A 22,133-nucleotide genomic window follows, 5' to 3' on the forward strand; every position below is an offset into this window, starting at 1 on the left:
CATATCGACATATCTGACAATATTGTAACCTGCAAAGCTTGTAGATGCGATGCTGTAAATGCTATAAAGAGCAAAAATAGATATAACCGACCGAGGATTAAGATTTGGAATTTTTAAGTGAATACGGAATTTTCTTAGCGAAAACGCTAACATTCGTTCTAGCATTATTATTTGTAGTGGTCAGCATTATCAATCTTTCGTCTAAGCAGAAAAAGAGCAACGGGCGTTTAGAGATCACCAATTTATCAGAACAATTTCAAGATGTTGAAGATGAGTTACGATTACATCTTGTGTCTGAAGATGAAGCTAAATTATTAGAGAAAGAACAGCACAAGGCAGAAAAGAAAAAACATAAAGCTGAGTTGAAAGCGCTTAAAAAAGCGCACAAAGAAAAAGCCAAAGATAAAGAGGCGGTTAAAACGGAAGATGTTGAATCGCGTTTATTTGTACTCGATTTTACCGCCGGTATTGATGCTAAAGAAGTTGCCTCGCTGCGTGAAGAAATTACCGCTATTTTATTCGTTGCCAACGAGCACGATGAAGTCTTGGTACGTTTAGAAAGTGGTGGCGGTGTTGTGCATGGTTACGGCCTTGCAAGTTCGCAACTAGAACGTTTAAAACAAGCTAACATTAAGCTAACCATCGCGGTTGATAAAGTCGCTGCGAGTGGTGGTTACATGATGGCATGTATTGCTGACCGTATTATTGCAGCCCCGTTTGCTATTGTTGGTTCTATCGGCGTTGTGGCGCAAATTCCAAACTTCAATCGTCTATTGAAAAAGAACAATATTGATGTTGAACAGCTTACCGCTGGTGAGTTTAAACGCACACTAACAATGTTTGGCGAGAATGATGAGTCTGGACGTGAAAAATTCCAGCAAGAGCTTGAAGAAACGCACGTATTATTTAAAGATTTTGTAAGTGCTCACCGACCTGGGATGGATATTGAAAAGATTGCAACAGGCGAGCATTGGTTTGGTACCCATGCACACGAACGTGGGTTAGTGGATACTTTACAAACCAGTGATGATTACTTATTAAAAGCCAACAAGTCGCAAACCATTTACACAGTAAAATACGTAGTGCGTAAAAAATTAGCTGAAAAACTAGCTCAAGCTGCGTCAATGGCTATGTCGATAAGCTTAAATAAGTTTTTACAGCAAAGTAAGTACCCACATTTATAAAATTGTAAGTACTTAATTGCAAAAAATAGATTGATGTATAAAACTGATATTTTGATGGCTGATAGTTTATTTATTTGATTTTTAATTATTTTAGGTGCTTTAGTCTGCATTTTCATTGCTACGTTAGTGGTATGTTTTTGTATGAATTCTAAGCATTAGAAAAATAATTAAAAAAATATTGACTACTATAAGTATATTCAATGTATATATATAAATAGAACGCAGTTATTCAATATCACTTTTTGGTTATTATTAAGTGATGTGATATCAATAGCATTCATCAATTTCATATTATTCATAAATTAAAAGAATCCGTCTGTATGGGAAGATCTCTAGTAATTGTGGAATCGCCAGCAAAAGCGAAGACCATCAATAAATACCTTGGCAAAGACTACATTGTTAAATCAAGTGTTGGTCACGTGCGTGATTTACCGACAAGTGGTGGCGCAGCCAAAAAACGAGCGGGTGCACCGACGCTTGCTCAACAAACTAAAGGCATGACGCCTGAAGCGAAAGAGAAATTTAAGCAAAAACGTGATAAGAAAGCATTATACTCACGTATGGGCATCGACCCAGAAAATGATTGGGCAGCAACGTATCAGATTTTGCCTGGTAAAGAAAAAGTAGTTGCCGAATTACAACAACTGGCTGAAAAAGCAGATGTTATCTATCTCGCAACCGATTTAGACCGCGAGGGGGAAGCTATTGCATGGCACCTGCGGGAAATTATTGGTGGTGATGATTCTCGTTTTCAACGTGTTACGTTTAACGAAATTACCAAGACCGCGATCCAAGAAGCATTTGAACAACCGTCAGAACTGAACATTGATTGTGTTAATGCACAACAAGCGCGTCGTTTCTTAGATCGTGTTGTTGGCTACATGGTGTCGCCGTTACTTTGGCAAAAGATTGCCCGTGGTTTATCTGCTGGGCGAGTTCAGTCGGTAGCAGTGCGTTTAATCGTAGACAAAGAACGCGATATTAAAGCGTTCATCCCAGAAGAGTTTTGGGATATTCATACAGACTTAGTGACTTCACTTGGTGAACCATTACGTGTTGAAGCGGTTAAATATGCCGGTGAAGCGTTTAAACCCGTTAATGAAGCGCAAGCGACTAAAGCGGTTACTGACTTACAAAATGCCAGTTATTCGTTATTAAAACGTGATGATAGAGCAACAAGCAGTAAGCCAAAAGCACCATTCATCACGTCAACGCTACAGCAGGCTGCAAGTACGCGCCATAGCTATGGTGTTAAACGTACGATGGGTTTAGCGCAGCGTTTATATGAAGGTGGTTACATTACTTACATGCGTACTGACTCAACAAACTTGAGTAAAGACGCTGTAGAAAGTGCTCGCGGTTTTATTGAAACAAAATATGGTAAAGATTATTTACCTGAAGAACCGAATGTATACGGTTCTAAAAAAGGCGCACAAGAAGCCCATGAAGCGATCCGACCTTCTGATGTAAATATTATGTCAGGCGATCTGAACGGCATGGATGATGATGCGAAGAAATTATATGAATTAATTTGGCGTCAGTTTGTTGCTTGTCAAATGATGCCTGCGCAATATGATTCAACTAAATTGACTATTGCTGCTGGCGAGTATCAGCTTACCGCGAAGGGACGTACTATGCGTTTCCCTGGTTGGACTAAAGCGCTGCCACCAATGAGCAAGAAGTCTGAAGATGAAAGTAATTTACCTGTGCTTGAAGCCGGTGAAGCGCTTGAGTTGATTACGGTTGATCCACTACAACACTTTACTAAACCGCCAGCGCGTTTTAATGAAGCGTCGTTGGTTAAAGAATTAGAGAAACGTGGCATTGGTCGTCCATCGACGTATGCGTCGATTATCACGACAATTCAAGATCGTGGTTATGTGAAATCTGAAAACCGTCGTTTCTTTGCTGAAAAAATGGGTGAGATTGTTACTGAACGTCTAACCGAAAGTTTTGAAGAATTGATGAACTTTGATTTCACTGCAAGCATGGAGTCGCAACTTGATGGTGTTGCCGAAGGCAAGCTTAATTGGATTGATGTACTTAATGAATTCTTCGGTGACTTTAAGAAACAGTTGATAACAGCTGGCGCTGAAGTAGCTGAAGGCGGTATGCGCTCTAACGAAATGGTTATTACGGATATTGAATGTCCAACATGCCAACGTGAGATGGGTATCCGTACTGCTACAACAGGTGTATTCCTGGGTTGTACTGGTTACAATTTACCTCCAAAAGAGCGCTGTAAGACAACGATCAATCTAGTTTCTGGTGAAGAAGCGATTGATTTGCTTAATGAGAATGCTGAAACTGAAGCGCTTATGGCAAAACGTCGCTGTCCTAAATGTAGCACTGCAATGGATAGCTACCTGATTGACGAAACCCGTAAACTGCACGTTTGTGGTAATAACCCTGAATGTACTGGTTACGAAATAGAGAAAGGTGAATTCAAGCTGAAAGGCTATGATGGCCCTGTGGTTGAGTGTGACCGTTGTATGTATGATATGCAGCTTAAAAATGGCCGTTTCGGCAAATACATGGGCTGTACTAACGAAGAATGTAAGAATACACGTAAGATCCTGAAAAGTGGTGAAGTTGCGCCGCCAAAAGAAGATCCTGTTTTCCTTCCTGAATTGGAATGTGAAAAGTCGGATGCTTACTTTGTGCTACGTGACGGTGCTGCAGGTATCTTCTTAGCGGCGAATACTTTCCCTAAATCTCGAGAGACCCGTGCTCCCTTGATTGAAGAGTTAGTACGCTTTAGAGACCGTATTTCAGAGAAGTTTTATTACTTAGCAGATGCGCCAGCGCAAGACCCTGCCGGTAATAAAGCCATTGTACGCTTTAGTCGTAAAACCAAAGAGCAATATGTGATGACCGAAGTGGAGAAGAAAGCCACGGGTTGGACAGCGCATTACATTGCTGGTAAATGGGTTGAAGAAGAGAAAAAGAAAGTTGTGAAGAAGAAAAAGCCTGCAACTGAAAAGTAGTTAGCTTTTCTGTTTAGCGTTTACGCTATGCCTTCATAGACTATCTGTGTTTATAAAATACCTCAGCATGGCTGGGGTATTTTTTTGTCTGTGATAATGAGGAACTGGACGTTAGCAATTTTAAAACTCACTATTTTAGTTTCGTGATCAGGGTCTAAATACTGCGGATATTATTTTATCTATATATAGCAGAAACAAACCTTGTTAAAAATCTATACTATTCTTTAGGATTAGAAGCTAACCCTAAAGAATTAGATTAGATTAAATTGAACTTTTGATTGTTTTGCTGTTCTTACTAATAGCTGAATAAATGCAAACTAGCGCTTCTGTCATAAAATAGTCATAAATGCTGCTTTTTTAAACGTTTAGTTGGTAATAAAACCCTTCAACCAGTGTTTGAACTCGTCATTGTCAAGTGATTTCTTCTTGTCATACCTCTTTATGTGCCCGCGATCTTAGTTTTGACCTCTTCTTGATTTTCCTTATAGTTTTCATGAAATTATTATGACTATAATCTATACCAAGTTTTAAGCGTAGTTGTTAAACCTTAATTGATTTGAATTACTTCAGATGAAATATCGGATTAACGACTACTTGTTAGAATACATTAACTCTTGGACTAACCAATCATTACCAGATGGAATTATCTCACCGAGATATTCAAGTAATGAATGAGTTAACTTATAAATCATAAAGGATTTTTAAAATGAAAAAGACTATTCTTGCTACTGCAATTTTACTAGCTGGCGCTGCAAACGCTGCTGAAGTTTATAACAACGAAGGTACTACAGTTTCTTTAGGTGGTTCTTTCCGTGGTCACGTTGCTATTGACAGCTCTGATGAAGTTAATTTTGAAGATGCTGGTTCACGTTTCGATATTAAAGCAGCTAAAGAACTAGACAATGGTCTTAAAGCATTCGGTCAAATGGAAATTAAATATAAAGACGTTGATTCTCTTGACACTTTATATGTAAACAATGCTTTCCTTGGTTTAGAACATGACGTATATGGTAAACTGATTCTAGGTAAAAAACTGGGTCTGAATGATGATCTAGTAATGAACGATTTCTCATACGAGAATGGCGTTTATAACCACCAATCTGCTGACGCAGGTTCTGATACTCAAGACCAACTTGAATATACTAAAGCATTCGGCGGCGCATCAGTAGTTGTTGGTCTAATCGACCAAGATACTTACTCTATCGGTGGTACATACGAAGTTGCTGGTCTATCTCTTGGTGTTGCTTACAACATTAAAAATGATGCAAAAGTTGGTGCAACTAATGCTACATCAGACAACTCTGCTTTAATCGTAGGCGCACAATACTCACTTGACGCATTAACGTTAGGTGTTCAATACCAAGCATTAGAAGTTAATAGTGCTGATATTTCTGCATACGGTTTTGGTGCTCATTACGCTATAGGTCAAGCTGGCGTATACGCTATGTATGACATCTTAGACGGCGATGCAAAATCTGATGAAGGTTCTGAGCTAGTTGTTGGTGCTGATTACGAAATCGCTAAAGACGTAAAAACATATGCTGAATTTAATACTTCAGACAATGAAGTTACAGGTTCTGATAACACTCTTTGGTTAGGTGCTCGTGTATACTTCTAATCACTTGATTAGTTGAATATATAATACCAATGAAACCCAGTCAATTGACTGGGTTTTTTGTTTTTATAGCAAGTATGATAATAAGTAACATTAAAAATAGAAGACTAATATTACCTCCCTTTTTACTCTTTGAAATATTAACATCTTCAACCTTGGCTATGGTCTGTGATTGAAACGTGAACCTTAAAGGACCAAGTTTTAGTTCTGTGGTTACTTTAATTCCGTTGTCTGCTGCACTGATATGCCTTAAGCAAAGCGTATTACCGTTATTTATATAACCTGTACTATCAGTATAATCGCCAGTGCAATTCTTTGAATACTCGCCATTGACGATAGTAATCGATGCGTTTTCCGCTAATCCCCTTATGATTTTTTCTTCACTTTCTATTAAACTGTTTAGGGCTACATCTAATTTATCGGGAAAATAAAAAGCATTGGGAATAGCTAAGTTTGTATTTGCGCTAAAAATACCCCGCCCATGTGTAGCAGCATAGAGCATTGAGTTATCTCCCCAAGTTAGTTCATCTATAGACACATTAGCCGGACCATGATGCTCTAAACTCCAGCTATCACCATTATTATTACTGGTAAATATACCCACTTCGTTGCCAATATATATCCAATTATGTTGGATTGGGTGTATCGCGATAGCTCTGATTGGCGCGGGTGGTAATGCCCCTGACTCAGAACCAGCACTATTATTCCAGGTTATCCCACCATCTGTAGAACGCCATAGATTATCTTCTTCATAACCACCAAATGATATAAACAGAATATCTTTATTCACAGGACTAACTGTTATGCGTGTCAAATATCGTTGTGGTAGATTAGCCCCACTAATATTTACCCATTCAGGTTGCAGCGCCATTGCATTATTAGTTTTAAAAATTGAGCCGTCGTTATGTCCAATATAGACTGTATTACTGTCATTGGAGGGGATTGCGATAGCACTAATCGGGGAGAAATTTTCTGTTATTACTTTAATGCTTTTCCATGTAGGAGTTACTGCTTTGATATCATCACTTAGCCAGAGTTGACGAGAGCCTGCAAGCATCCTACTAGGGTTGTTAGGGTCGAGGATAAAAGGAGCAATGAAATTAGGACTATCATTGATCATATCATTTGTATAAATGCTTTTTGAGCTAATACCACCATTGCTACTGCGATGAAGACGTAAATAAACATACTCACCATATAAATAATTATCGTCTGTTGGATCTGCGGCTGAGAAGCCACCATCACCACCGTATGTACTGGTCCAATTCTCACTATCACCGTTATACACTAAAGTGCCATTATCCTGAGTTCCACCTACAAGCTTACCGTGATTGCTAACCGCCACGCTATAGAATTGGGTGATGGACAAGTTGTTATTAAGTTCTTTCCAGCCAGTAGCACCTTGAGCAAGAGAAATATTAGGGGTTTCATAAATGCCACCGTCATTGGCAAAGAATAAACGCTGATTATTGATACCGTCATAATCGGGATGATGAATAATAAAATGATGGTCAGCGTGTGCTGATAGAGGGGCTTGCCACCAAGTGCTTATTTTATTGAAACTAATACCTCCATCAAGGCTACGCCATAGATCAATACCACCAATGATAATATGGTTTTCATTTAATGGGTCTACCCACAATGCATTATCATACCAGCCTTGAGCGCCTAAATAGGATAAGCCAGTATTAATTAACTGATATGATTGTCCACCATTGGTGCTTTTCCATAGTTCTCCGCCATTATAATCGACGGATGCAAAAACAGTATTGGTGTTTGAATGCGCATACGCAGTTTCTATACGGACATTATTGATGTGACTCAGTCCTTGTGCAATAGACCAGCTTAAGCCCTTATCTTGAGAGTAGAGTAGCCCTGACCAAGTACCAGCAATAAGTTTATTATCGTCATTGGGATTAACATCAACATCATTACTTCTTCCTTGAAAGGTATTGTTCCAATTTAGCCCGCCATCATTAGAAATGAAAATACCGGTGTGAGTTGCCGCAATAATAGCGGAGTTATTACGGCGACTAGTAAGCCGATTAACCCAGTAAAAGTCGGTGTTATTTTGTGTTGAAATTAATGAACTCCATGTTTGACCTTTATTATTTGATTTGAAAATGCCTAGTCCACGAATTTGATCCATATTAAAAATGCCTTCACCTGTACCTGCGTACATTACATTGTTATCATTTGCATCAAAAATGATGCTGCTTACTGAAAGGTTTGCCATAAAATCATCAAGAGGTTGCCAATTATTACCACTATTTTTACTTGACCAAATACCACCTGATACCGAACCGACATAAATATTAGCTGAATTATCAGGATCAAATGCGATAGAACGAATTCGCCCACCTACGTTACCAGGCCCTAAAGCTTGCCATGACATCGAGTTAATTCCCGCATCGGCATAATTTTGGCGACGAAGATTATGCATTTGTGCTTGAACTTTTTGTAATTGGCCTACATTTATCTTTTTATCCTGACTTAATTTTTGTTGGTGGCGGAAAGCTTTTGCTTCACCAGGATGATCAGGCTTAGGCATGGCTAACTTGGTTAGTGAACGGTTTAATTTGGAGATTGGCATTTGACATAAAGCGGGAAGTGTCAAACTACGTTTTTCCATCAGGTTTTCAACTTTATCGATAGAAAGGTCGTTCAGTATATTCCTACGGGCAGCGTCAAATACAGTACCGCAATAGGGGGTTTGGATAGAATAAATAAATCCGCTCATTATTAAGATTGATATAATCGTTAGTTTAGTAACAATACTCTTTGACACTTGCATAGAAACGCCTGCTTGTTATTGTACATTAGCAATAATTGAGTAACGTATAATATTCTTACAACCGTCCATGTTTTGCGATATTATTGTCATTTCATACTTACCAAATGTAGTAAACAGCATGGACTTCTGCACGAGGTCGTTAAAATAAGTGAATTCTGCTTGCTTAAAATCCTTTCTTCCAAGCATCACCTGCCAGTTGTTAGACGTTTGATTTTGATTGATTTTTATTATTTGAAATGGCTGAATAAAAAAAATGGATTTTCCTTGTTTAACTAATTCGATTAAATTGATGTTATCGGGAGGCGGGTTTGCATTACATGGAAAGAATAATATTGATAGTAATAATGAGGTGTAGAGGTGTGATAGGTAATAATTTCTCATAATGATATACCTTTAATCAATGATAGGCATAAGCATAGGTAAATTGTTAGCTGATATAAATTTGAATTTTTATTATTGAAGAGTAAAGCGAATGTGTGCTATCGAGTTAGTAAATAGCACACATTTTAAATCGACTTGTTTTTTTTACTAATTACAGTGTTAAATATTTTAAATAAGCATTACGCAATCTATATACGTTTGATTCGAAATATTTTGGCGACATTCTGTCATCATTATAATATTGACGAGCTAAGTTGTGTTGTAGATTAATTGATGATCCCATTCCAGTATTTAAATTGTTATGTGATTTACCAATCCTAGTTTGCAGTGCATAAGTAAATTGATCCGTACCGCGTAGCTGCACATAACCGGGTTTCATATCACGCCATAACGTCAGCGGTATTGAAACACCTAACGAGATAAACTCCTCCGCTTCATTCGAATTTACAGCTGTTGTTGATTGATAGGTAGCTTGTAGCTTAGCATCACCTAGCCAGTGTGTTGATGTGATCTTGTAGCCAGAGTCACCACCCCAATAGTTACCGCCTTCGACAGTTCCTTGCCAACTAAACTCGGGGACAGATAAGGTATAGCTTGATAATGCTGTATCTCGGTCTTCTATATAATAGCCATTTTTATCACGCTCATCGGCATGTGAAAACTGGCTAATTTGGAAATCGAAGCTATGTCGCCCCTCGGGTGATGTCCAGTTAGTTTCATTCATTAAACCTTGGTAGTTGGTCCTGATAATACCAACAGATGTTTGGTTAGTTACATCAAAAGGCAAACGGAATGTTTGATGAATTAAGACCCGATCTATCTCACTTTCATAGCGGCTGTCAGCCCAGATTTCACCATCTTCAAAATCATCACTATTTGAAACTGGCAGTAAATGACGAACATCAACCGCTGCACCAGACCATAATGTAGTATATACGTTGGTTGCTAGTGCGAGTGAATAATCAAATACACCGTATTCAGTGGCATCTCTATGTTGTAACGCTGGAGATAAAATAATTTGAGTACGACCAAAGCCTGACTCATTATTGCTTTCTAGCCAATTACCTTCTTTGATTACTTCGGTTAGCATGGAAGTTGAGAACTTGATATCAGTGCAAGATTCACCAGTTTTTACAAAGGCGCGATAACAAACCGCTGAGGTGCTCACTTGCATCATGGGAATATCATTAACCAAGGTAAATAGTTCAAACGCTTGGTTGCCAGCTTCGATACCTAAATCGTTATAAATATCATTGCCTAAGTGGCTACTAATAATTCCTAATGCGACCCCGACACCATCCATTTGGTTATGGTTATAGCGACGGTTTTCTAGCGATACAATAACTTTAGCGTCTTTACTACCGAGCTGTACGTTGATAAAACCTTCATCGACTAAAGCCTTTTTAAGCTCTGTCAGACTAGCTGATGAACTTTGTGCTTGTGCTATGTGTATAGTGTCACTTAAGGCTAATGTTTTATCTTTAGCGTACGCATCAGCTTGAGTGAAGTTGTAGTTCATAAATGGCATGCTGGCGTTTAACGCCCACATTGTTTCATTTTCTTTATTTACATTGGCTGACTCATGGCCGTTATACACTTGATATTGTAATGCCACCTGTGCGCCATATGGTAATAAGTCTTCGGGGGTAAATACTTTTACGGCGCCATTGAACTCTGTTGAATCATATTCACCAATAAATTGTACGAAAGACAGGGGTTGTAATTCGATAGAGCCAAAAGGACCATCCATGATACCCATTGTCATGTCTGATTTACCATAACCAGCACTAAAACGCACTGGTAACGCATCAAATTCATAATCCGCTACGGCATAATAGGTTGCAAAATTGTTTGCTGCACCACCGATATCCTGACCGCCAATTGCAACATTGAAACCTGTGTAATCATATACAAAAGGCAGTTGATATTTAGCAGAAGCTGAAAGGTCTCGTATACCACAACCTGATTCTGTGTATAGGTTACAAGAATAAGTTTGGGTAACGATACGACCACCGGCTTCAAACCCTGGCGCAAAACCAGCGGCGAAGAATAGATTATCTAAGTCAGCGATGTGATTTTGAAAAGGTACACCTTGGCCATATAATAGTGAAAAATCACCGTAATCGATAACTTGTGCATTAGGCGTTAATAGCGCACCGGTAAAACTCTGGGCGGAAAGTAAGTTCTCAACTTCAGCGATAGCAGAATAGGAAATTGCTAAGCTAAGGCTTGTGAATAAGCTTGCTTTGATAGACATAAATCACTTCAATTTTTTAAGTTAGAAAAAAGGCTCCTAACTTAGGAGCCTTAAAATGTTAATTAGCGAAAGCGATTAATCGCCACTACCACCGCCACTACCACCAGTACCGCCACCAGTGCCGCCACCAGTCGCTGGAGGAGTCGGTGGATCTACTGGTTTAGCTTTAGGTAAATCTGGTGTTGGTGGTGTAGGTTCAGGAAGTGATGGATCTGCTATTTTGTCCTCTACATCTTGAACATAGTCTTTAACTTCAGTTTCATCAAAATCTACGTAAACAGTATCGCCTGTTGCGCTTGTTGGGTAAGCTGGATTTGCTGCTATTACATTTTCAGATAGTGTAGAGGCTGTAGTTGTTAGAGCTTCAGCTGTTGCATCTGGGCTTGCTGTTAATACATCAGATAATACTGCTGTTGTCGCTGCAAGAAGACTCGCATCAGTTGGATTAGTAGTAGTTAATTCTTTTAAAACTGCTTCTGTATTTGAAAGTAATTTAGTTACAGACACGCCATTATTAAGTAACGAACCTAAGCCTAATGATGTTAATACAGTTGTTGCTGTTGCTTCTGAATATACTGCACCAGTTGCTGCTAACTCTTTAGCAATCAGAGTTGTCATCGGAGATGCTGTTATTGGACTATTAGCTTGAGCCATTCCTTTAGGAATAGAGTACGTTACGCCTACCATTGACTTACCATTTGATACGTCAACAGCATTTGAACCAGGTAGACCAGTAAATTGGAATGAACATGTTTCTGGTGAAAATTGTGGTGCTAGATTAAAAAATTTAGCGTTACCAGTGAAATCTGTTTTACTTGTTTCAGTTGTTCCGTCATCGCAAGCTGCAACAGCTGTCATGTTCTGTACTGCAGGATCGAATGCTTGAACTGATTTAGATGATGCATCAACGTTATCATCGTTACAGCCTGATAATAGAATACCGGCAACTGCGATCGCTAGAAGTTTAATTTTCACTGTTTATTCCTTTAATTATAATTTTTGCAAGAGTTTCCCAAAACACCAAAGCTGGTAACGTTAGGTATACTGTAAAATATGTACATTTTTAGGTAGATTAACATTTACACTTCTTTACCACAAGTGTTGTGTGATTGTAAAATATGTTTTTATATGTAAACTTACTTCTATAAATATAACATGCGTTTATTGTAAATTCGCTTAGGTTTATGGTTTGTTAATTAAAAATTAGATATAGGTAGTATTTTTATATTTTAAATTAGTTTTACTTCTTAATTATACTTTTTTATCGTATTTCGGATATTGCTTTACAGTGCTTTAGTGATCACATATTAGTTAGTTATGTTGCTAGAACGTAAACTTTTGATACTATAGTTATTCTTATCCCATTCTTATAAAAAATAATTGGTATTGCCATGCACAAGATTATTCGTTTAAGTGTCTCCAGCCGTATTGTTGCGACATTATTTATTGGCATGTTGTTAATGCTAAGTAATATGCCATTAGTGCATGCAAATGATGCCGTTTATTTATCAGCAGACTATGTACCTGAAAATAATGCACCAGCAAGTAATGCCATAACAGGTAATTCATCGGTAGACCAACGACCAGCTAGTCAGCCCACAAGTAATAATCGGGATAGACGCGAGAATAAAATAACCGATGAAGATAGAAGTTGGCGTGTTTTAGGTCCTTCAAAACAACGCGAGCGTAATAAAGAGTATCATTATAAAAATGATGATATGGCGCGATTTATTTTCTTAATGGATGCCAGAGATCGTAAAAATAAGCTATTAGCTAGCTTGGCTCTGTGGCCTGAACATCAAGAAAAATTAGTTAATAATCTGACCGATGGTCAAGGCGCAGATCGTTTTTCATCTTTGTTTACCATTTTTATATTGATGCTGGTTTGTGGTTTTATTGTTGAACGTATTGCCAGTGTCAAAATGGACTCTTTTTCTGAGGGGGTTGCCAAAGAAAAAGATACTAGTTTCAAGGAAAATCTTGATTACTTATTAATGCGTGGTTTTTTTCAATATGTCGGTATTGCCATTTTTGCTTTAACAGCCGCGTTTATTGCTATTTATAACTATGCAGAAACAGACCCATTTCGACTACTCAGCCTGCATGCTTTAGGCTTGGTGGTGAAAATAAGATCGCTTAAGGTCTTATTAAGACTGATTTTTGCGCCTTATGCTCGCGGTAATCGATTATTTAAAATAGATTGTGAATCGGCAAGTCGTCTATATTGGTCAATTCTTGCCTTCATGGCTGTTTATCTGACTATTACCACCTTCTGGCGTATTCTCGTGGTGTTCTCGTTAGATCCAATTCTGTTTGCTTTGGTTATCCCTTCTACCGGTATGATCCTGAATGTACTGTCCATCAGCTTTATTTGGTTTAATCGCAGAACGATTGAAGCTATGTTTGCAAGTAGCAAACAGACTAGCTCTGCCTTTACTCGATTTTTACGCCAAACATGGACCAGTGTATTCACCATCTGGTTATTCCTGGCTTGGGCATTCTGGGCTATGTATGAGTTTTTGGGGTATTACAAGCAAGCTGATAACTTCACACCGATTTGGTGGTTGACGTTTACTTACCCTATATTAGACCGTTTCATTTTTGTCGCGCTTGGTCAGCTTAAACGCATCTCTTGGCTACAAAGTCATTCGTTTGAACAGCGTTGTGATAAATTTATTAATCGCGTGATTATAGCGCTTCGTGTGATCTTTGCCGCGGTGATTTTTTATCATATTGATGCTAGTTTTGATCATAATGCGTGGGAAAAATTAGCGAATAGTTTTGGCAGCTTCATCCAAATGTTTGTTGATATTATTATCGTTATCATTGTCGCTTATGCTATTTGGGAAGTTATTCAATCTGCGATAGAACGCCATTTACCGGTTGAGATGGATGACAGTGGCACATCGACACTGGAAGGTGAAGGCGGTGGCGGTGGTGCCTCTCGTTCTGAAACCTTACTGCCATTGGTGCGTTCATTTTTAATGGTGTTCTTATTTTCCAGTGTGCTACTAATGATCTTAAGTATTGTCGGTGTTGAGATTGCGCCGTTGTTAGCTGGTGCTGGTATCGTCGGTATCGCCGTCGGTTTTGGCGCTCAGAAATTGGTGCAGGATGTCATTTCAGGTATTTTCTTTTTACTTGATGATGCATTCCGTCGTGGTGAGTATATTGAAGCTGCGAGTTTACGCGGTACGGTTGAACGTATTTCTATTCGTTCGATTACATTGCGTCATCACCTTGGTGCCGTGCAAACCATACCCTTTGGTGAGATGGCGACTGTGCGAAACTTATCTCGAGATTGGATCACCAAGAAATTGGAGTTCAGATTAGATTATCGAACCGACGTTGAAAAAGTGCGGAAGCTGATCAAGAAGGTCGGACAGAAAATGTTATTGCATCCTGAATATGGTCAGCATTTTTTATTGCCGTTAAAATCGCAAGGGGTAACCAGAGTTGAAGAGTCTGCGCTTATCTTCCGAATGAAGTTTACCTGTGTACCCGGTGAACAATGGGTTATTCGCCGTGAAGCATTTAGACTGGTACAAGAATCATTACAGGACAACGGTATTGAATTTGCGCATCGTTCGGTACATGTGTTGACGCAACATGAAGGTAAAGAAGACCTTAAGGACAGCATAGAAAAAAATGCTGAACTGGCTGAAAAAATAGGTGCTGCAGCGGCATTAAGCGCGTCTGCGGATATTAAAAGGAACGATAGAATAGATTCGGATTATAATTAATTCGCGATTTATTTTTAATATTATTAACGGGTTGTTAAGTGAGCAGTACGCTATCTTAGGCTGTTCTTTTTTGGTAATCTTGTTTGTCTTAGTTGTATTTAGTTAAAGAGAGTTCAAGTGCGCAGTAAATTAAATAATAGCCGTTTACTCATCTATAGTCATGACTCTTTCGGTCTTGGGCATTTGCGTCGCTGCAGAACTATCGCACATGAGCTTGTTGACCGCTATAAGGGCTTGTCTGTTCTCATCATTACTGGTTCGCCGATCATTGGCCGTTTTGATTTTAAAGCCCGAGTGGATTTCATTCGTATACCTGGAGTGATTAAACTGCATAATGGCCAATACACCTCACTCGGCTTACTGATCGATTTAGCGGATACATTGGCATTACGTGAAGCAATTATTTTAAATACTTCAAAAGTGTTTCAACCGGATATCTTTCTAGTAGATAAAGAACCGGGTGGCTTAAAAGATGAAGTCATTAGCACGTTAGCGCATTTTAAAGATACCGATACCAAATGTATTCTCGGTTTACGTGATGTGATGGATTCTCCGGAACTATTAAAAAAGGAATGGCAGAAGAAGAATGTAATGCCATTACTTGAAGGTCTCTACGATGAGCTGTGGGTATATGGCCCTGCTGAAGTATCAGATCCGTTACAAGGCTTAGATATAAAGCAAATAGTTAAAGATAAGACCTTATTTACGGGATATTTACCAAGGCAGGTACCACAGCAAGTAGATACCGATTCTATACACTTTCCTGATAAGCCTTACATTCTGGTTACTCCTGGTGGTGGCGGTGACGGTATTGAGATGATTGATTGGGTATTACGTGCCTATGAGACCTGCTCAACATTGATGCCAGCCTTGTTTGTGCTAGGTCCGTTTATGCCAACCACAGAGCGTAATGAATTCTTGCACAGAGCGGAGTTATTACCACATGTTGAAGCGATTACATTTAGTAATCATCTTGAGCATTTGATGTTCGAGGCTGAAGCTGTTATTGCGATGGGTGGCTACAATACATTTTGTGAAATATTGTCATTTGATAAACCAGCATTGATTCTTCCACGAACGAAACCAAGAGAAGAACAACTTATTCGTGCACGTAATGCAGCTAAAGTAGGGCTGTTATCTATGCTTGATTTGGATTCAGAACGTTGCGCTGAAACCATGGTCGACAGTATTCATAAGTTATTACTACAAGATAAACCGAGTAAGCATAAACTTGACAACTTGCTTAACGGTTTAGATTCGATTGCAGATCGATTTGGTGAGCTGGTATCAAAATAAGCTAATCCTTTTTCTTTTTAATTTGTGTTTATCGCAAGGGATCCTGTATATGTCAGCTCCGCGTATTATGTATTATGTGCAATATTTATTAGGTATTGGTCACGTTCGTCGCTCTTCTCTTATTGTTCAAGCCTTGTGTGAACAGGGCGCACATGTCGATGTTATCTTTGGTGGCATGCCTGTGCCGAGCATGTCTTTTGGTACTGCGACTATGCATCAGTTGACCGCGGTTAAAAGTGCCGATTCCGGCTTTAGCGGTTTAGTTAAAGCCGATGGCAGTCCAGTTAGTGATGATGATCAGCAGCAGCGGACACAAGCACTGTTAGCGCTTTGTGAAGCACTACAACCTGATTTAATTGTTACAGAGACGTATCCGTTTGGCCGCAGGCAAATGCGCTTTGAGTTATTACCTTTGCTTGATTGGGCTAAATCTCAGGATAACCCGCCCGTTCTTGTTTCGTCGATCCGCGATATTTTACAGCGACGTTCAACGGTAAGGGAACAAGAATACGTCAACCTAGTGCAGACCTATTATCAACATGTATTAGTGCATGGTGATGAAAAATTTTACCCATTAGAAAGAAGTTTCCCTGTGGCCGGCATGATCGCTGATAAAGTCAGTTATTCTGGTTATGTTTGCCCAACGCTTACCGATGCCGATGAAGCTGATCATAAAACACGAGATACCATAGTCGTGTCTGTCGGCGGCGGTAGCATAGGCAAAGATATTTTAGTCGCGGTGATGGCGTTATATAACAGCGGATTTGCAACGGATAAAAAGTGGTTATTGATCACGGGCCCAAACATGGACTCTGCCGACAAAACCTTTTTCAAGGCGCAGCAACAGCCTAACTTACAAGTTGTTGATCTTGCTGATGACTTCTTAAAAGAGTTGAGTAATGCTTATGTGTCTATCTCAAGAGCCGGTTATAACACTGTGATGGATCTGTTATTGACTGCCGTACCCGCTGTAGTCATACCGTTTGAAGGTGAAGGTGAAACTGAGCAATTAGCGCGAAGCGAAGTATTGGCACAAGCGAAGGTATTACAATTCGTTAAAAATGACGAGTTGAGTATCGGCACATTAAAAGCAGCCATTAATAATGCATTAGCCAGTACAGCTAAAACGGTTAATATCGATAATCAGGGCGCGCCACAAAGCGCCAAATTACTTATTGAGTGGGCAGGCGCGAGGCATTAGTCGTCTCGTTATTGTTGTAAATCACAAAAGTTTAAGGTCAGTCTGTAGTGAAGAAAATTGCATTAGTACTTAAAGGCTATCCACGCCTATCAGAAACATTTATTGCACAAGAAATTCGCGCATTAGAATTGCGCGGATTTGATATTACTTTAGTTTCCCTACGTCATCCGACAGATACCAGCACGCACCCGATACATCAACAAATTGAAGCTGATGTGCTGTATTTACCCGAGTATTTGCATGATGAACCATTACGGGTTTTAAAAGCATTTTGGAAGTTGGGAACTCAATTCTCACTGATTAAAGTATTTAAGCAATTTTTCCGCGATTTAAAACGTGATACTAGCCGTGGCCGCATTCGTCGCTTTGGTCAAAGCCTAGTATTAGCCGCAGAAATGCCAGAGGGTGTTGAGCAAATGTATGCACACTTTCTGCATACGCCAGCGTCAGTGACGCGCTATGCATCATTAATCAATGCTCTACCTTGGTCTTGTTCCGCGCATGCCAAAGATATTTGGACAACTGAGCAATGGGACTTATCAGAAAAGCTTGCAGAGTTACAATGGTTATCGACTTGTACAGCAGCTAATCATGAATACTTACAATCCCTCGCTAAAGATCCAAGCAAGGTGCATTTGGTTTATCACGGCTTAGACTTCACACGCTTTCAACATGTAGATCGTGTTTCCCGTGCTGATGTGAATGGCAGCTCTGCCGATAATCCGGTAAAAATTATCAGTGTTGGCCGCGCGGTACCGAAGAAAGGTTATGATGATTTATTGAATGCGCTGGCTAAACTACCAAAAGATTTACACTGGCAGTTAACCCATATTGGTGGTGGCGGTATTTTAAAAGCGTTACGTCAGCAGGCTAAAGAACTCGGTATTGAGCAACACATTGAGTGGCAAGGCGCACAGCCGCAATTAACCGTACTTGAAGCTTATCGTGAAAGTGATTTATTTGTCCTAGCGAGTAAGATTGTTGCCGATGGTGACCGCGATGGTATGCCCAACGTATTAATGGAAGCGCAGAGCCAATCGGTATGTTGCCTCGCTACGGATATTTCTGGTATTCCAGAGCTGATTGACAGTGGTGAGAATGGCGTATTAGTGCAATCCAATCACGTTGACGAGTTAGCAGCCGCCTTAATAGATTTACTCCGTGATGGTGAAAAACGTGAACGTTTAGGCGCAGAAGGGCAAAAGCAATTGCACCGACGTTTTGATGTCAAGATTGGTATCGACCAATTAGAAAAGCTGTTTGATAATCGTGGCTAATACCAGCGCAAAAACAGGCGTCGCATTTTATGCGCCGCTTAAATCGCCCTTACACCCAAACCCATCGGGCGATCGTAAGATCGCCCGATTATTTATCCGCGCACTAGAGCAGGCCGGTTATCATGTTGACCTTGCTAGTCAGTTGCGCTCTTTTGATAAAGCGGGAGATGTTCAGCGTCAGCAACGTCTTATTACTCTTGCTAAAAAAGAAGCACACAGAGTCATGCGGCGCTGGCAACAACAAGGCTTTAGTCCTCAAGCTTGGTTTACTTATCACTTATATTACAAAGCGCCAGATCTAATTGGTCCTATCATCTGTCAAACTCTGAATATTCCTTACATAGTTGCTGAAGCATCATGGGCTGAAAAACGCGCTGATGGTCCTTGGGCCTTGTATCACCAGCAAGTGGCTGATGGCTTGAAACTCGCGAGTAAAGTTGTATGTATTAATCCAAGGGATAAAATTGCGCTGACCGACTTCTATGTAGATAGACTGGTAAAGTCAGCTTCACCGCTTGTTACCCTCAATGCTTTTATTGATGATTTACCTGTTAATAATGATGATCTGCTTGTTAATCATAATACTGCTGCGACAACAAATAAGTTAATGCCTTCTAATTTAACGAGGCAAGATTTAGCGGATAAATATGGCTTAGACATCAAGTTACCTTGGGTTATCACTATTGCCATGATGCGCAGAGGAGATAAGTTTGCCTCCTATCAGCAGTTAAGCCGGGTCGTTGAATTGTTACAACAGCCTTACCAGTTATTGATTGTTGGTGATGGTGTGATGCAAGCACCAATTAGTGCTCTTTTTACGCCGTACCAGCAGGTTAAATTTGCTGGCGCGCTGGAAAATAACCAGATACGACAACTATTACCACATTTTGACTTGCTGGTTTGGCCAGCGATTAATGAAGCCCTTGGCATGATTTTCTTAGAAGCGCAGCAATCTGGCGTCGCAGTTGTTGCAGGTAATCAGGGTGGCGTGAGTTCAATTATCAAAGATAACGTCACAGGGCTCTTGGTAGATGCCTATAACGCCAAGGAAATGTCTGAAACCATTGATGCTTTACTTGGGAAACCTGCACAATTAAATATCATGCAACAAGCGGCAAGCCATTACGTTAGTCAGAATCACTCCATCGAGGCCAGCGCGCACCAGCTTTATCATGTTATCCAAGACGCTATAACAAATAAAACGGAGTCGTTATGATCAACGTATATTTTATTCGCCATGGGCAAACCCAATGGAACTGTGAAAAACGTTTACAAGGTCGTACTGATATTCCATTGAATGACGCTGGCAGACAACAAATCTGCGCTTATCAGTTACCTTCAGGTTTGTCATCTCTACAGTGGTTTCATAGCCCATTATTAAGAGCACAACAAACTGCGCAATTACTTGGCGTAGACTCACAGTCTGAAACTGCGTTGATCGAAATGAGTTGGGGGGAATGGGAAGGTAAAACATTGGCGCAATTAAGAGCGCAAGACCCAATTAATGTTGCAAAACAAGAAGCGCTAGGCTTAGACTTGAGACCGGCAGGGGGGGAATCTCCTCGATTGGTTGCTGAACGTGTCAGCGATTGGCTAGGCTCGTTGGATAATGATAATACCGTAAAGCATATGGGTTGTGTTAGCCATAAAGGCATTATCCGAGCTATTTATGCCTGCGCTACAGATTGGAATATGCTAGCTAAGCCTCTGCATAAAATTGATTTTTATTGTGCGCAGCATTTTTGTTTTGAGCAAGGCCGCTGGTCTATTGGCGAGCTTAACATCCCGTTATAAGTGGATATTGTCGAATTAGCTCTTACTCTGTAATAAGAGCCAATTCGTTATTATTAATAGTGTTCTGAGTTATTAATAGTGATCTAAATTATTATTTTTATGAACAGTCAGTTATCTTATAAGCTCAAAGCGGTCTTAGAAAACTAAATTCATCTGTGCAGAAGCAACAACCGCCTCAGCTTTATTCGTAAACGCATACGTCAAACCGGTATTAGTATCTGTTTCTTCAAATGATGTATCTTCACCTATGATGTAGGCGGCTGCTAAATCAAGCGAAAGCGTTTTAGTTACCTTGAATGTGAGGCCAGCTGTATACCATTGACGTTCTGAATCTGGAATACTAATGGTAGTATCGCCTGCAGCTTCATCTAATGCGTAACCGGCCCGTAATATTATTGTTTCGCCTAAGTAATATGATAGACCTGCTGAATAACGAATATTGTCTTCGTAGTTATAAGCTTTTTCGAATAATACTAAATCAGTGTTTTCAGTTGCTACACCTTTTAGTCCATCGAAGCTGCTCCATTCAGTCCAAACTACGCCGTATTGCAGGGCTATATTACCAACGCGGTGAAAGCCACCTAGTTCAGCCATAGCGGGTAGTGATAAATCTAATTGCCCAGTTAAATCAGCCCCTTGATAGTTGGAGTATTCACCTTCAAATGTCAATTCGACTTCAGAGCGATAACTAGCACCAATTTTATGGTTATCACTTAAATCGAATAGCACACCTGCATTCCAACCAAAACCAATATCATCACCTTCCATGATAAATGCTTGAGTGCCTGCTGCTTGACCTGATAGCTGCGCATTGTTTGCTGCAATCGCGCCACCAATTTGAGCTGCACTCGCACCAGTTTTAGCATAAGCAGCAACGTTACTCATCACCCCCAATGCTGCCGCATCACCGAGATTTCTCTCTAGTTCTGCTGAGCCATAAACAATTTGAGCACCGACACCAAAGCGTATTTTACTGCCTAATTTAAACGCTAAGCTCGGATTCAAGTTAAATGTGGTTAACTGTGTCGACCCTCCGAGTAATCCTGCGGCGTAATCTTCAGGAAACTCAGTATTGGTACCATAATTAGTATAGCCAGCTAAACCGATCGCAAGCTTGCTACTTACGGGGATAACGGCATAAACAGAAGGGACTGCGGCAGGATTTACGGAGTCTTCGACATCGTAATCAGACTCATTTTCTCCACTGTAATTAGTACCGAACCCGGCATTAAAATTAGAGTAATAAGGGTCTAGTGGAGCATTTTCACCTGTGGTCTCAACGCTCGGTTCTATATATGCACCGCCAAATGAAAAGGCAAACTTGTCAAACGATGCTGCAGCTGCCGGGTTTGTCCCGATTACAGCGGCATTATCGGTATTGGCAGCAAAACCAGCATTGGCGTTACCGAGTGCTGATGCTGATTGTACATTAACTTGGAATCCGGCTGCTGATGCTTGAGCGCTGGCTAGCATTGTTGCTGTTATTGTTGCTTTAACGATTGATTGAGCTATCGATTTAGTTATCAATGTAGATATGACATTCTTTTTGAACACATTGGTTTTTTTCATGACTAATCCCTGTCTTATATAATAAAGGTAATGCA

13 protein-coding genes are annotated in these 22,133 nt (G+C 39.9%); 9 read left to right on the top strand and 4 right to left on the bottom strand.

Annotated elements, in window-relative coordinates; all coding sequences use genetic code 11:
* Positions 1-104: 104 nt before the first annotated feature.
* The 3 genes from sohB (at position 105) to CXF93_RS04715 (ending at position 5,789) form a co-directional block, all read left to right on the top strand.
* On the top strand, positions 105-1,184 hold the full coding sequence (gene sohB, locus CXF93_RS04705) for a protease SohB (protein ID WP_101061271.1): 1,080 nt from the start codon (positions 105-107) through the stop codon (positions 1,182-1,184).
* A gap of 320 nt (positions 1,185-1,504) precedes the next feature.
* On the top strand, positions 1,505-4,171 hold the full coding sequence (topA, locus tag CXF93_RS04710) for a type I DNA topoisomerase (protein ID WP_198551584.1): 2,667 nt from the start codon (positions 1,505-1,507) through the stop codon (positions 4,169-4,171).
* A gap of 706 nt (positions 4,172-4,877) precedes the next feature.
* On the top strand, positions 4,878-5,789 hold the full coding sequence (locus CXF93_RS04715; protein ID WP_101061273.1) for a porin: 912 nt from the start codon (positions 4,878-4,880) through the stop codon (positions 5,787-5,789).
* 40 nt (positions 5,790-5,829) lie between these two features.
* On the opposite strand, the gene CXF93_RS04720 is transcribed toward CXF93_RS04715, so the two are convergent.
* The 3 genes from CXF93_RS04720 to CXF93_RS04735 form a co-directional block, all read right to left on the bottom strand.
* Complete coding sequence (locus CXF93_RS04720; RefSeq protein WP_101061274.1) at positions 5,830-8,580, bottom strand: hypothetical protein; 2,751 nt, start codon at positions 8,578-8,580, stop codon at positions 5,830-5,832.
* Between the two features lie 532 nt (positions 8,581-9,112).
* Entirely contained in the window at positions 9,113-11,218 is a 2,106-nt protein-coding gene (locus CXF93_RS04730) for a YjbH domain-containing protein (RefSeq protein ID WP_101061276.1), read from the bottom strand.
* Between the two features lie 75 nt (positions 11,219-11,293).
* On the bottom strand, positions 11,294-12,193 hold the full coding sequence (locus CXF93_RS04735) for a serine/threonine protein kinase (protein ID WP_101061277.1): 900 nt from the start codon (positions 12,191-12,193) through the stop codon (positions 11,294-11,296).
* A 416-nt stretch (positions 12,194-12,609) separates the two neighbouring features.
* Between CXF93_RS04735 and CXF93_RS04740 the strand changes: the two genes are divergently transcribed.
* From CXF93_RS04740 to CXF93_RS04765, 6 genes are all read left to right on the top strand, one after another.
* Positions 12,610-14,961 (top strand): mechanosensitive ion channel family protein, encoded by a 2,352-nt coding sequence (locus CXF93_RS04740; protein ID WP_101061278.1) that lies wholly within the window; start codon positions 12,610-12,612, stop codon positions 14,959-14,961.
* A 117-nt stretch (positions 14,962-15,078) separates the two neighbouring features.
* Positions 15,079-16,257, top strand: coding sequence for a glycosyltransferase family protein (locus CXF93_RS04745; RefSeq protein WP_101061279.1), 1,179 nt, complete (start codon positions 15,079-15,081; stop codon positions 16,255-16,257).
* A 49-nt stretch (positions 16,258-16,306) separates the two neighbouring features.
* Entirely contained in the window at positions 16,307-17,458 is a 1,152-nt protein-coding gene (locus tag CXF93_RS04750; protein WP_101061280.1) for a glycosyltransferase family protein, read from the top strand.
* Between the two features lie 47 nt (positions 17,459-17,505).
* Positions 17,506-18,735, top strand: a complete 1,230-nt coding sequence (locus CXF93_RS04755; RefSeq protein WP_101061281.1) for a glycosyltransferase family 4 protein — start codon at positions 17,506-17,508, stop codon at positions 18,733-18,735.
* Entirely contained in the window at positions 18,728-19,951 is a 1,224-nt protein-coding gene (locus CXF93_RS04760; RefSeq protein WP_232784104.1) for a glycosyltransferase family 4 protein, read from the top strand. The genes CXF93_RS04755 and CXF93_RS04760 overlap by 8 nt, the downstream gene beginning before the upstream one ends.
* Positions 19,948-20,529 (top strand): histidine phosphatase family protein, encoded by a 582-nt coding sequence (locus CXF93_RS04765; RefSeq protein WP_101061282.1) that lies wholly within the window; start codon positions 19,948-19,950, stop codon positions 20,527-20,529. The genes CXF93_RS04760 and CXF93_RS04765 overlap by 4 nt, the downstream gene beginning before the upstream one ends.
* 135 nt (positions 20,530-20,664) lie before the next feature.
* Here CXF93_RS04765 and CXF93_RS04770 read toward each other — a convergent pair whose 3' ends face one another.
* Positions 20,665-22,098, bottom strand: coding sequence for an OmpP1/FadL family transporter (locus CXF93_RS04770; protein WP_101061283.1), 1,434 nt, complete (start codon positions 22,096-22,098; stop codon positions 20,665-20,667).
* Between the last annotated feature and the right edge of the window lie 35 nt (positions 22,099-22,133).

This window comes from Moritella sp. Urea-trap-13, from assembly GCF_002836355.1.
Classification (GTDB): domain Bacteria; phylum Pseudomonadota; class Gammaproteobacteria; order Enterobacterales; family Moritellaceae; genus Moritella.